The sequence below is a fragment of the Rhizobium sp. OAE497 genome (assembly GCF_040546565.1).
Classification (GTDB): Bacteria; Pseudomonadota; Alphaproteobacteria; order Rhizobiales; family Rhizobiaceae; genus Rhizobium.
Genome location: NZ_JBEPOA010000001.1, coordinates 3,856,037 through 3,869,053 on the forward strand (window position 1 = coordinate 3,856,037; position 13,017 = coordinate 3,869,053).

The following is a 13,017-nucleotide window of genomic DNA, read 5'->3' on the forward strand; positions in this document are numbered from 1 at the left end:
CTCAACTCACTTTACAATTCAAGCTGCGAGGCGCTGGCGTTCGCGCTGGATCACTTCCGACGCCAGCTGCAGATAGGCTTGACTGCCGGCGCACTTCAGATCGTAGAGAATGGCGGGCTTGCCGTAGGAGGGCGCTTCAGAAACGCGAACATTCCTCGGAATCAACGTATGGTAGACCTTCTCGCCGAGATGCGTCCTGACGTCGTTGACCACCTGCTGCGCCAGATTGTTTCGGGCATCAAACATTGTCAGCACGATACCCTGGATATCCAACCTCGGATTGACCGTCCGGCGAACCTGATCGACGGTTTCGAGCAACTGGCTGAGACCTTCAAGCGCGAAGAATTCGCACTGCAGCGGCACAAGAACCGAGTGAGCAGCGGCCATCGCGTTCATCGTCAGCAGGTTGAACGACGGCGGGCAGTCCAGGATGATGTACGAGAACTCAAAGGCTTCCTCGCTCGCGAGAGCCTTCTTCAGCTTGAAGACGCGGTCGGACTGTTGCGCGATCTCCATCTCGATCCCGAGCAGATCCATGGTCGACGGCACGATGAAAAGATTAGGCACGGCAGTCTGCTGTGCGGTTTCCCGAACACCCGCTTCGCCGACCAGCAGGTCGTAGGACGAGACCCGGCGATCCTTGCGATCGATACCAAGTCCTGTGCTGGCGTTACCCTGCGGATCAAGATCGACGATCAGAACACGCTCACCGATCGCGGCAAGCGCAGTCGCCAGATTGATGGCCGTCGTCGTTTTGCCGACGCCGCCCTTCTGATTTGCTATGGTGATAATCCGGTTTCGCTCGCCAGCCATCATCGATGATCCAAAATCGTTAAACCAAGTGCCGGAGTTTGGAGATTTCGAGAATAACGGAATCTCTCTCGACGACACTCGTATGTTCTACCAGATCGAATTGCCAGCGGCCATGCGCTTTCTTGATCTCGGATCGGTAATCCCTGCCTTTATGGAAGAAAGCCTGGCATTCTTCATTTCGATCCATCCACGGCTTTGAGAATTCTAACAGTTTGTCCAGATCGGCTAGCGCACGGCCTGAAATGGCATCACTGTCAGGCACTTCCTTGTAGACATCCTCGATTCTGACAGCATGGACAGAACCGCGCGCATTGGTCTCGCGTAGCGCAAGCCGCAGAAACGAGGCCTTCTTGTTGTTGCTTTCGACAAGATGTACCCACCCATTAGCCTGTTCAGCCATCAGGATAGCGGTAATCACACCCGGAAAGCCGCCACCGCTACCCAAATCCACCCAGGTCTTCGCGCCGGGGCTCAGCTGGTAGATCTGAGCGCTATCGACGATGTGGCGGTCCCATGCATCGGAGAGTGTGGAGGGCGCCACCAGATTTATGGTCTTGGCCCACTTCTGGAAAAGTTGCAGAAAATGCTCGAGTCGCGCCTGTGTTTCACGTGAAACACTTTGACCGTTCAGCTTCATTCAAGGACTCTTTTCGCGTGTATTAGATGGCGCGTGCCATATCAGCGCGCCGCAGATGGACGAGCAATAGCGATATGGCCGCCGGCGTCATACCGTCAATCTTCGCCGCTTGCGCAATGCTGTATGGCTCCGCGCGCTGCAGCTTCTGTTTCAACTCATTCGAAAGACCCGAAAGCTGCGAATAGTCGAAATCCGCAGGGATCAGACGGTCTTCATCGCGCTTTATATCAGCAATATCAACAGCTTGCCGCTTCATATACACTGCATACGATGCCTCGATATCCATCGCCTCACCGATCCTGGCATCAAGCGTGGCAATGTCTGGCCAAATCTTCGCGATATCCGCCAGACTGAAGTCCGGGTACGAAAGAAGCTCATAGGCCGTTCGGCGCTGCCCATCGAGATTGATCATGAGGCCGGCACGTCGCGCTTCGTTCGGCGTGGTCTCCAGAGATTGAAGCATCGCGCGAGCCGCATCGAGTTGCTCATTATAAGCCGCGAAACGCTGTGCGCGTCCAGCCGCTCACGCAGCCAATCTCCAACCCGATCGGCGTAAGTCGCACATCGGCATTGTCGGCACGAAGCGACAGCCGGTACTCCGCTCGGGAGGTGAACATCCGATAGGGCTCGGCGACGCCACGCGATGTCAGATCGTCAATCATCACGCCAATATAGGAATTCGTCCGGCTAAGGACGAAAGGATCGGAACCACCTGCAAGGCGCGCTGCATTGAGGCCTGCGACGAGGCCCTGTGCCGCCGCTTCCTCATAACCGGTCGTGCCATTGATCTGACCGGCAAGAAACAGCCCCGATAGACGCTTGAGCTCCAGCGATGGTGTGAGCTCGCGCGGATCGACGTGATCGTACTCTATCGCATAGCCCGGCTGCAGGATCGACACCGCTTCGAGACCGGGGATTGTCCGGATGAACTCTTCCTGCACCTCAGCGGGGAGGGAGGTGGAAATGCCGTTCGGATAGATCGTATGATCGTCCAGGCCTTCAGGCTCGAGGAAGATCTGGTGGCCGTCGCGCTCACCGAACTTGACGATCTTATCCTCGATCGACGGGCAATAGCGCGGCCCCACGCCTTCGATCTGGCCGGAATACATTGCGGAGCGGTTGAGATTATCGGCGATGATCTTGTGCGTCGCAGAGGTGGTCCGCGTCACGCCGCATTCGACCTGCGCATTGGTAATGCGGTCTGTCATGAACGAGAAGGGGATCAGCTCATCATCGGCGGCCTGCCGGCCGACGGAAGCCCAGTCAATCGTGCGGCCATCAAGCCGTGCCGGCGTACCGGTCTTCAGACGGCCAAGCTTGATGCCGAGCCGCAGCAGCGTACCCGACAAGCCGACGGAGGGTTCCTCACCGACGCGTCCAGCTGGGATCTTCTTGTCGCCGATATGGATAAGGCCGCGAAGAAATGTGCCCGTCGTCAGGACAACAGCGCGGCACTCCAGAATCCGGCTACCTTTCATGATGACACCGGCAACAACGCCATCTTCGACCCGGAGATCAAAGGCATCACCCTCAATGATATCAAGGTTCTCGATCGCTTCGATCTCGCGCAGCATGGCCTCGCGATAGAGCTTGCGGTCCGCCTGCGTCCGCGGGCCGCGGACCGCCGGGCCCTTCTTGCGATTGAGCATCCGGAACTGAATGCCGCCGGCGTCTGCAACGCGGCCCATAAGGCCATCGAGCGCATCAACCTCGCGAACCAGATGTCCCTTCCCAAGCCCGCCGATCGCGGGATTGCAAGACATCACGCCGATCGTATCCCGGCGATGGGTTACGAGCGCGGTCTTGGCGCCGAGACGGGCAGCAGCGCTTGCCGCTTCCGTGCCCGCATGGCCACCGCCAATGATGATGACATCGTACTTCATGCTCTGAGCATCCGATACTCGCCGCGTTTCACGTGAAACTCACGCACTTGCGGCCATCCAGTGTTTCACGTGAATCATTTACCGATGCAGAACTCGGAGAAGATCACGTCAAGGAGATTTTCTACATCGACCCGGCCGGTAATCCTGCCAAGTGCATTCGCCGCGACCCGCAGCTCTTCGGCCCTGAGGTCAAGCTCGCCAGCGGACAGGGCAATCCCGATGGCTCGCAAACATTCCGCAAGCGAATCTTTATGTCTCAGCCGGCTCGGCAAAGCCAAGCTCTCGGGCCGCACCGTGCGGGCGATCCGATCGCCGATCAGCAGCCTGAGCTCGTCCAGACCTTCGCCCGTCTGCACCGATATCGACAGATCAAACGCATCCGAGGCAACAGCAAGATCCGCCTTTGTCCGGATATTGACACGCGCATCGCCGCTAACAGCATGCTCCGCACTCAGGCCAGACGATTGGTCATGCAAATACAGCACCAAGTCCGCCTGGGCAACAAGGTTTTCGGCGCGGCGGATACCCTCACGCTCGACGCGTTCCTCTGTCTCGCGAAGTCCAGCCGTATCGTAAAGCTTCACCAGAAAGCCACCAATATCGAGATCGACCTGGAGCACATCACGAGTGGTGCCGGCTATGTCGGTAACAATCGCCACGTCGCGCTGGGCGAGGGCATTCATCAGCGAGGACTTGCCGGCATTCGGTGCACCGGCGATGACGACCTTGAAGCCATCCCGGATGATCTCGCCGGCATCTGCATTTGCAAGATGCGCAGATATCTCGGACTGCAGGCGGTTGACCTCTGCCCATACCTGATCCGAAACCGAGCCGGGAACATCGTCCTCGTCAGCAAAGTCCAGTTCCGCCTCAATCAGCGCTCGGCAGCGGGTCAATCGTTCCGCCCACGAATCGTATAGCTTGGAAAGGTGTCCTGAGCTGTGCTCCACGGCCAGGCGCCGCTGCATCTCGGTCTCGGCAGCAATCAAATCCGCCAAGCCTTCGATCTCAACGAGATCAAGCTTGCCGTTCTCGAATGCCCGGCGCGAGAACTCACCTTCTACGGCAAGACGCAGCCCGGGAATTTCGCTCAGGCACTGAAGCAGGCTTTGAACGACGGCGCGGCCGCCATGAATCTGCAGTTCGGCGCAGTCTTCACCGGTGAACGATGCGGGGCTCGGGAAGAATAGGATCAGACCCGAATCGATCGGGTCACCGTTCGGATTTCGAATCGTTCGCAGACTTGCCTGCCTCGGAGATGGGAGGGTACCGACCAGATGCTGAAGTGCTGCCGCCGTGGCCGGACCGCTAATGCGAACGACAGCGACGCCCGAGGGAAGGCCGCCGCTCGACAGGGCATAGATCGTTTGTCGCGTCATCGCTTGCTCTCTCCGGCTCCCAAAATAACAAAGCCGGCCGCTAGATGCGACCGGCTTGTATGGATGAATCCGGCTAACGGATTAGGTGTTCATCGAGTCGAAGAAGTCAGGGTTGTTCTTCGTCTGCTTGAGCTTATCGATGAGGAACTCGATTGCATCCGTCGTGCCCATCGGTGCCAGGATGCGGCGGAGCACGAAGATCTTCTGGAGATCCTGGCGCGGCACCAGCAGGTCTTCCTTACGCGTACCGGACTTGAGGATATCCATCGCCGGGAAGATACGCTTGTCGGCAACCTTGCGGTCGAGGACAATTTCCGAGTTGCCGGTGCCCTTGAACTCCTCGAAGATGACTTCGTCCATGCGGCTGCCGGTGTCGATCAGCGCCGTAGCGATGATCGTCAGAGAGCCGCCTTCTTCGATGTTACGGGCGGCACCGAAGAAGCGCTTCGGGCGCTGCAGGGCATTGGCGTCGACACCACCGGTCAGAACCTTACCGGAAGACGGAACAACCGTGTTGTAGGCGCGGCCGAGGCGGGTGATGGAGTCGAGCAGGATAACGACATCGCGGCCATGTTCAACAAGGCGCTTGGCCTTCTCGATGACCATCTCGGCGACCTGGACGTGACGAACGGCCGGCTCATCGAAGGTGGACGAGATAACTTCGCCGCGCACGGAGCGCTGCATGTCCGTCACTTCTTCCGGACGCTCATCGATCAGGAGAACGATCAGGTAGCATTCCGGATGGTTTGCAGTGATCGAATGCGCGATGTTCTGCAAGAGAACCGTCTTACCGGTACGCGGCGGAGCAACGATCAGACCGCGCTGGCCCTTGCCGAGCGGGGCGACAAGATCGATGACGCGCGAAGACAGATCCTTCGAGGTCGGAATATCGAGCTCCATACGGAAGCGCTCGTTTGGATAAAGCGGCGTCAGGTTATCGAAGTGAACCTTGTGACGGATCTTCTCCGGATCGTCGAAATTGATCGTGTTGACTTTGAGCAGCGCGAAGTAGCGCTCGCCTTCCTTCGGTCCGCGGATCGGGCCCTCGACGGTGTCACCTGTCTTCAGCGAGAAGCGGCGGATCTGCGATGGGGAGATATAGATATCGTCAGGACCCGGCAGATAGTTTGCGTTAGCGGAGCGCAGGAAGCCAAAACCGTCCTGCAGTACTTCGACGACGCCTTCGCCGATGATCTCGACGTCCTGGCTGGCGAGAACCTTCAGGATCGCAAACATCAATTCCTGTTTGCGCATTGTGCTTGCATTTTCGACCTCGAGCGATTCGGCAAACGCCAGAAGATCGGTCGGGGATTTACTCTTAAGTTCCTGAAGCTTCATTTCAGCCATGAAGTGACCATTACTCTGTATTTCAAAAGGGGGAAGGCTATGTCGGGTCGTATTCGGTGTTGCGAAAGGGCTCGCAGACGACTGAACTCAAAACACATGCCACGAAGATGAGATGCGCGGAAAATAGCGACTAAGATAAGGCGCCGCAAGGGGGCTGCTTAAAATGAAGCAAATTTAACCTCGGCTTCCGCCAGACCTCAAAAAGGCTTCACGACAACCAGAATGACGATCAGGATCATCAGCAGCGTCGGGGCTTCATTCATGAACCGCCAGTAGCGCGCCGAGCGCCGGTTGCGATCCGCCGCAAAGTCGCGAACGGCCCGGCTGAAGAACATGTGAACAGCCGTCAGCAGCACGACAAGCCCTATCTTGGCATGCAGCCAGCCGCCCTGGAAGCCATAGACCGACCAGGCGAGATAAAGCCCGAAGATCCAGGTCAGCATCATCGCCGGGTTCATGATGATCTTCAGAAGCCTGCTCTCCATAACCTTGAAGGTTTCCGACTGCTCGGAACCCGGTTCTGCATCCGTGTGATAGATGAAAAGCCGCGGCATGTAGAACAGGCCGGCCATCCAGGAGATAACCGCAATGATGTGCAGCGCCTTGATCCAGAGATAGAGGTTCTCCGGGTTCCAGGCAAAGAGCCCGACAGCAAGAACGGCAAAGAAGGCGAGGGCGAAATGCGCGCGCCGACGTGCATAGGCTCCGGGCCGGGCTCCAGTCTGCTTTTCCATGGTCAACCTCGCGATCCGCGCACCCGCTCGACCAGCAGCCGCACATTCTCGGGATCCGCCTGCGGCGTGATGCCGTGACCGAGATTGAAAATCAGCGGCCCATTGCCGAGCTTCTCGAGGATTTCGTCGATGCCTTCCTCCAGCGCCCGGCCACCGGCGACAACGCGCATCGGATCAAGATTGCCCTGAACCGCGCCATCCTTCTGCAGCTCACGCGCAAATTCCAGCGGCACCGACCAATCGAGGCCGATCGCGTCCGCCCCGGTCCTCTGTCGGTAGTCCTTCAGGAGATAGCCGGCGCCCTTGGCGAAAGCGATGATCTTGGCCTGCGGACGCTGTGCACGGATCGAAGCGATCATGCGCGCGACGGGCTTCACGGCATAGGCAGCAAATTCCTTCTCGCCGAGAACACCGGCCCAGGAATCGAAAATCTGCACTGCATCGGCGCCAGCATCGATCTGCGCCACGAGATAATCGGCCGAAACATCAGCAAGCAACATCAACAGCCGCTCGAAGGCTTTCGGATGCTTGTAGGCGAACAGGCGGGCAGGCGCCTGATCCGGCGTACCCTTCCCAGCGATCATATAGGTCGCAACGGTCCAGGGAGCCCCACAGAAGCCGAGCAGCGTCGTTTCCGAGGGTAGCTCAGCCCGCAGCCTCGAAACCGTCTCCAGCACCGGCTTGAGATAGGAGACGATCTCCTCGTCATTAAGATTGGCAATTCCGGCTTCATCGATGGGATCCATCTCAGGACCGTGACCTTCGGTGAAACGGACATTGCGCTTCATCGCGTCGGGAATGACCAGGATATCCGAGAACAGGATCGCTGCGTCGAAGCCATAACGGCGGATCGGCTGGAGCGTCACTTCCACGGCATGGTCAGGAGAATAACAGAGGTCGAGGAAACTTCCGGCCTTCTGGCGCGTTTGTCTGTACTCCGGCAGATATCGTCCTGCCTGTCTCATAAGCCAGATCGGAGGAGGGGAGAGAGTTTCACCGTCGAGAACTCTCATGATTTTCCGGCGCGTTTCGCTCAAGCGCTTCTTCCCTATCTAAAATCAAAGATATTTTAAAAGGTTTCTATTTCTTAGAGTCGGTGTCTATCAAGGATTAAAATCCATCCACGAACGATGCGATTTGTCGCGTTTGCTCGGACGGCGCGGAAAGAAATCAGCCATTTGGGCTATAACCTGTGGACCAAACGGAATCTCGAAACGAATCCAATCGCTTTAATGCTTCCGCTTTATCGCCCGTCTGTGGACAACCAGTGGACGAGAGTCGGGCTTCTCTTCATCATCCACATCCTCCACAAGCCCGCCCTTTCGCTGTCCGGAAAATTCCGAATGTGGATAAGCAGGCACGTTTTCCCTTGCCTCGAACCCCGCGGCTCCCTTAGCTCTTGGTCATCCAGTCTTATCAACAGGTGGCGGAAAATAACGTGGAGAACCGGACGAACTTCTTCCATCTGCATCTCATATCTGACTCAACAGGAGAGACTCTCATCTCGGCTGGACGCGCGGCTTCTGCGCAGTTCAAATCAGCCCAGCCGATCGAGCACGTCTATCCGCTCATCCGAAATCGCAAGCAGCTGCTGCCAGTTCTCGATGCCATCGACCATGAACCGGGCATCGTCCTCTACACGATTGTCGACCGCGAGCTCGCGACGCTGATTGACGAGCGTTGTGCCGAAATGGGTGTCGCCTCTGTCAATGTGCTCGAGCCCGTGATGGCCGCGTTCCAGATCTATCTTGGCGCGCCGTCCCGCCGCCGTGTCGGCGCGCAGCATGTGATGAATGCCGGATATTTCGCGCGTATCGAAGCGCTGAACTTCACCATGGATCATGACGACGGGCAGATGCCGGACGATTATAATGACGCCGATGTCGTTATCGTCGGCATCAGCCGCACGTCGAAAACCCCCACCAGCATCTATCTCGCCAATCGTGGCATCAAGACCGCAAACATTCCGATCGTCTATGGCGTGCCATTGCCGGAAGCCGTCTTCTCGGCGACCAAGCCGCTGATCGTCTGTTTGATCGCCACGACCGATCGCATCTCCCAGGTTCGCGAGAATAGAGTGCTCGGCGCCACACCCGGTTTCGATCGGGGCGAGTATATCGACAGGGCCGCCATCTCCGAGGAGCTGAAATATGCCCGCTCGCTTTGCGCCAAGCACAACTGGCCGATCATCGATGTCACGCGCCGCTCGATCGAAGAGACGGCGGCGGCGATCGTTGCCCTTCGCCCGAAGCTGCGCTAATCGCATCCGATCTGTGAATTCTCAGGGAACCCGATGACACCGACGCTGATCCTCGCTTCATCCAGCCCCTTCCGCCGCATGCTGATGCAGAATGCTGGCCTGACCTTCGAGGCGCATGCCGCCGAAATCGACGAACGGGCGATCGAAGCGCCGCTGGAGAAAAACGGTGCTTCGCCGGATGAAGTGGCGCTCGTTCTCGCCCGCGCCAAGGCGAAGGAGGTCAGCGGCCGCTTTCCCGGCGCCCTGGTCATTGGGTCTGACCAGACCTTGTCGCTGGGCGAGAAAGTGTTTCACAAACCGAAGGACATGGCGGATGCCGCCAATCACCTGACGGAACTCAGCGGCAAAACACATCGGCTGAACAGCGCGATCGCCTTATGCCGCGATGGCGAGTTGCTGTGGGATCATGTTGCCCATGCGTCGCTGACGATGCGATCGTTGGGCGCGGAATTTATTGATCAACATCTTCAGCGGGTCGGAAACAAGGCGATGTCAAGCGTCGGCGCCTATCAGCTGGAAGGCGAGGGCATCCAGCTTTTCGAGAAGATCGACGGCGATTACTTCACGATCATCGGCCTTCCGCTGTTGCCGCTGCTCGCCAAACTGAGGGAATTGGGTGCCATTAATGGATGATTCACGTGAAACATTCGGTCAAAACGCGTTCGTCACGGGCTTTCCGGTCAAGCACTCGCGCTCGCCGCTGATCCATGGCCACTGGCTGAGAAGCCTCGGGTTGGCTGGTAGCTACCGCGCCCATGAGGTCGCACCGGAACAGTTCGGCGCCTTCATCGCCGGCATCAAGGATGGCAGCTCCGGTTTCATCGGCGGCAATGTCACGATCCCGCACAAGGAACTCGCCTTTCAGCTGGCGGACCGGCCGGATGCGCTGTCGGAAGAACTTGGCGCTTCGAACACGCTCTGGATGGAGGAGGGCAAGCTGCACGCCTCCAATACCGATGGCCGCGGCTTCACAGCCAATCTCGACGAGCGTCATCCCGGTTGGGATCAGACGGACACGGCGGTGATCTTCGGCGCCGGCGGCGCCAGCCGCGCGGTCATCCAGGCGATCCGCGATCGCGGTCTGAAAAACATCCATGTCGTCAACCGCACCATTAGCCGCGCGCAGGAACTGGCTGATCGCTTCGGCCCGGCGATCCATGCGCACCCGACCGATGCACTCGGCGAAGTCATGAAGGGCGCCGGCCTCTTCATCAATACGACGTCGCTCGGCATGGACGGCGAGGCGGCACCGCAGATGGATTTCTCGCCGCTCGCGTCAGGCGCCGTCGTTACCGACATCGTCTATGTGCCACTGCTCACCCCGATGCTGATCCAGGCAGAAGAGCAGGGCTTTGCGACGGTCGACGGGCTGGGCATGCTCTTGCATCAGGCCGTGCCCGGTTTTGCCAAATGGTTCGGCAAGACGCCGGTTGTTGATGAAGCGCTCCGCGCGCTGATCATCGCTGATATGGAAAAGCATTAATGCTGAAGATCGGGCTGACGGGTTCCATCGGCATGGGAAAGTCGACGACGGCAAAGCTCTTTGCCGAAGCCGGCATTCCGGTCAACGATGCAGATGCTGTCGTGCATGATCTTTACATGGGCGAAGCCGTGCCTGCTGTCGAAGCGGAGTTTCCGGGAAGCACCAAGAACGGCGCGGTCGATCGGGTAGAACTTGCCCGCATGCTGTCGGCGCGGCCCGGTGGTTTCAAGGCGCTTGAGGCCATCGTCCATCCGCTCGTGCGCCAGCGGGAAACGATGTTCCTGGAAAAACATCGGGCGGCCGGCGTCAGCATGGTGCTCCTCGATATCCCTTTACTCTTCGAGACTGGTGGCAACACGCGGGTCGATTTAACCGTCGTCGTCAGCTGCGATCCACAGATTCAGAAGGCGAGGGTGCTTGCGCGTCCCGGCATGACGGACGAAAAATTCAATATGATTCTCTCGCGGCAGATGCCCGACGCCGAAAAGCGCGCGCGCGCCGATTATATCATCGATACCGGTCACGGCATCGAAGCGGCAAAGGCGAGAGTGAACGAGATCATTGCCGATATCAAAGACAGGATCGGCAAGGGAGACTTCCGGAATGCGTGAGATCATCTTCGATACGGAAACCACCGGCCTCGACAACCGTCTGGACCGCATCATCGAAATCGGCGGCATCGAGCTCAACAATCATTTCCCGACCGGCCGGACGCTCCATATCTATATCAATCCCGGCGACCAGAAGGTTCATCCGGATGCACTCGCCGTCCACGGCATCACCGACGAGTTCTTGAAGGACAAGAAACCCTTCGCCGACGTTGTCGAGGAGATCATCGAGTTTTTCGGTGACGCCAAGTGGATCGCCCATAACGCGACCTTCGACATGGGCTTCATCAATGCCGAGCTCGCCCGCCTCAGTATGCCGCCGATCCTGCCGGAGCGTGTCGTCGATACATTGTCGCTTGCCCGACGCAAGCATCCGATGGGGCCGAACTCGCTTGACGCGCTCTGCCGCCGCTACGGCATCGACAACTCGCACCGCACCAAGCACGGCGCGCTTCTCGACTCCGAACTGCTGGCCGAGGTCTATATCGAGATGATCGGTGGGCGCCAGACGGCGCTCGGTCTCGGCGTCGCCGCATCGGCCGGTTCGGCAAATGATGCAGACGAAGCAGATGACGTAATCCTGGCCGTTCTCGAAAGGCCGCGCCCGCTGGCGCCGCGCCTCAACACTGCGGAAGCCGAAGCGCATGATGCGCTGATTGCCAAGCTCGGCACCAAGGGCATCTGGTCGAAATACGATCGGCCAAACTAAAAATGCCCGGCTTTTGACCGGGCATTTTCATTCAATCAGCAAAATGTGATCAGTTCGTCTGAACCTTGGCGCGGGTCTGCTCTTCGGCAACGCGCTGAGCAAACATCTGCGCGAAATCGATCGGGTCGATCATCAGCGGCGGGAAGCCGCCGTTGCGCGTCACGTCAGCGATGATCTGGCGGGCGAACGGGAAGAGCATGCGCGGGCACTCGATGAAGAGAACCGGCAGCATGTGTTCCTGCGGGAAGCCGGCGATGCGGAAAACGCCGCCATAGACGAGCTCGGTGTGGAATACCGTCTTGTCGCCATCCTTGGCTTCGGCGTTCAGCGAGAGAACGACGTCGAAGTCGGTGTCGGACAGCGGGTTGGCATTGACGTTGACGCTGATATTGATCGCCGGCGCGGTCTCGCGGGCCTGCAGCGAACGCGGCGCTCCCGGGTTTTCGAAGGAAAGATCCTTCGTGTACTGAGCGAGAATGGTGAGGCTCGGGCTTACTGCGCCGGCGCCGTTGTTTTCATCAGCCATTGGGTTTTCCTCGAAAGGGCATTTTGATCGTGCCGCCATCTACCATTTCGAGGAAACGCTTACAACCCTGGGCGAAGGTCGCTTTCAGTCGCCGAGCCGCTTGCCGGACCACGGCGAGTTTTGGTTCGGCTCGCGCTTGAAATCGTCTTCGTCGAGGTCGACGACCTTGCCGCCAGCGGATGGATTGCGATTGCGGAAGTTAGGACCCGCGGATGCGGTAAAGCCGTTGCGGCCGCCGACGACCACAAACCTGCGGCTCACATATTTCCATGCGAGATCGCGAACGGCGGGAATGCAGATCAGGATCGCCAGGATATCCGAGATGAAACCGGGGATCATGAACAGCAGGCCGGCGATCACAAACATTGCCGGTTTCAACAGTTCACGGCCGGGAACCACGCCGGACTGCCCCTCTGCCGACATCTTCTGCAGGATGCCCAAGCCCTGCCGGCGCAGGATCGCCATGCCGACGACGACGCCGAGAACCACCAGCCCCAGCGTCGCCAGAACGCCGATCGCGCGGCCGACGATCACGAAGCCTGCGATCTCTGCCAGCGGCAAAAGCAGCATGAAACCGGGAAGCATTGTCAATCGCATCGTCTCTCCACCCGCAACCTGACGGGCTCCTATTTGAATCA

13 protein-coding genes and 1 pseudogene are annotated in these 13,017 nt (G+C 58.6%); 5 read left to right on the forward strand and 9 right to left on the reverse strand.

All coding sequences use genetic code 11. The features are described 5' to 3' along the window. Nucleotides 1-18: 18 nt before the first annotated feature. The 7 genes and pseudogenes from ABIE40_RS19205 to hemE all read right to left on the reverse strand — a co-directional run bounded on the left by ABIE40_RS19205 (nt 19) and on the right by hemE (nt 7,830). Nucleotides 19-813 carry a ParA family protein gene (locus ABIE40_RS19205; RefSeq protein WP_112718473.1) on the reverse strand — a complete coding sequence of 265 codons (795 nt, stop codon included), beginning with the start codon at nt 811-813 and terminating at the stop codon, nt 19-21. Nucleotides 814-832: 19 nt separating this feature from the next. After that, nucleotides 833-1,450 carry a 16S rRNA (guanine(527)-N(7))-methyltransferase RsmG gene (gene rsmG / locus ABIE40_RS19210; RefSeq protein WP_112718061.1) on the reverse strand — a complete coding sequence of 206 codons (618 nt, stop codon included), beginning with the start codon at nt 1,448-1,450 and terminating at the stop codon, nt 833-835. 22 nt (nt 1,451-1,472) lie between these two features. Beyond that, nucleotides 1,473-3,333, reverse strand: a pseudogene (gene mnmG / locus ABIE40_RS19215) (tRNA uridine-5-carboxymethylaminomethyl(34) synthesis enzyme MnmG). A 74-nt stretch (nt 3,334-3,407) separates the two neighbouring features. Further along, nucleotides 3,408-4,712, reverse strand: a complete 1,305-nt coding sequence (gene mnmE / locus ABIE40_RS19220) for a tRNA uridine-5-carboxymethylaminomethyl(34) synthesis GTPase MnmE (RefSeq protein WP_199628025.1) — start codon at nt 4,710-4,712, stop codon at nt 3,408-3,410. 81 nt (nt 4,713-4,793) lie between these two features. Then, complete coding sequence (rho, locus tag ABIE40_RS19225) at nt 4,794-6,059, reverse strand: transcription termination factor Rho (RefSeq protein ID WP_112718055.1); 1,266 nt, start codon at nt 6,057-6,059, stop codon at nt 4,794-4,796. A 197-nt stretch (nt 6,060-6,256) separates the two neighbouring features. Beyond that, the gene (gene hemJ / locus ABIE40_RS19230) at nt 6,257-6,793 is read right to left on the reverse strand and encodes a protoporphyrinogen oxidase HemJ (protein WP_112718053.1); all 537 of its coding nucleotides are present in this window, start codon (nt 6,791-6,793) and stop codon (nt 6,257-6,259) included. A gap of 2 nt (nt 6,794-6,795) precedes the next feature. Beyond that, nucleotides 6,796-7,830: a uroporphyrinogen decarboxylase gene (gene hemE, locus ABIE40_RS19235; protein WP_199628026.1), complete on the reverse strand. Its 1,035-nt coding sequence runs from the start codon at nt 7,828-7,830 to the stop codon at nt 6,796-6,798. Nucleotides 7,831-8,231: 401 nt separating this feature from the next. On the opposite strand from hemE, the gene ABIE40_RS19240 reads away from it, so the two are divergent. From ABIE40_RS19240 to dnaQ, 5 genes are read left to right on the forward strand one after another with little or no spacing between them, the layout of a single operon-like run. Next, entirely contained in the window at nt 8,232-9,053 is an 822-nt protein-coding gene (locus ABIE40_RS19240) for a pyruvate, water dikinase regulatory protein (RefSeq protein ID WP_112718049.1), read from the forward strand. 33 nt (nt 9,054-9,086) lie between these two features. Next, nucleotides 9,087-9,686, forward strand: coding sequence for a Maf-like protein (locus tag ABIE40_RS19245; protein ID WP_199628027.1), 600 nt, complete (start codon nt 9,087-9,089; stop codon nt 9,684-9,686). Continuing rightward, on the forward strand, nt 9,679-10,536 hold the full coding sequence (locus ABIE40_RS19250) for a shikimate dehydrogenase (protein ID WP_199628028.1): 858 nt from the start codon (nt 9,679-9,681) through the stop codon (nt 10,534-10,536). The genes ABIE40_RS19245 and ABIE40_RS19250 overlap by 8 nt, the downstream gene beginning before the upstream one ends. Further along, complete coding sequence (gene coaE / locus ABIE40_RS19255) at nt 10,536-11,147, forward strand: dephospho-CoA kinase (RefSeq protein ID WP_199628029.1); 612 nt, start codon at nt 10,536-10,538, stop codon at nt 11,145-11,147. Before ABIE40_RS19250 ends, coaE begins: the two co-directional genes overlap by 1 nt. Then, complete coding sequence (dnaQ, locus tag ABIE40_RS19260; protein ID WP_112718041.1) at nt 11,140-11,853, forward strand: DNA polymerase III subunit epsilon; 714 nt, start codon at nt 11,140-11,142, stop codon at nt 11,851-11,853. Before coaE ends, dnaQ begins: the two co-directional genes overlap by 8 nt. Nucleotides 11,854-11,902: 49 nt before the next feature. Here dnaQ and secB read toward each other — a convergent pair whose 3' ends face one another. Together secB and ABIE40_RS19270 are read right to left on the reverse strand one after the other, a co-directional pair. After that, on the reverse strand, nt 11,903-12,379 hold the full coding sequence (gene secB, locus ABIE40_RS19265; protein WP_112718039.1) for a protein-export chaperone SecB: 477 nt from the start codon (nt 12,377-12,379) through the stop codon (nt 11,903-11,905). A gap of 84 nt (nt 12,380-12,463) precedes the next feature. After that, a complete protein-coding gene (locus ABIE40_RS19270) occupies nt 12,464-12,976 on the reverse strand; it encodes an FxsA family protein (RefSeq protein WP_199628030.1) in 513 nt (170 codons plus the stop codon). Nucleotides 12,977-13,017 lie beyond the last annotated feature (41 nt).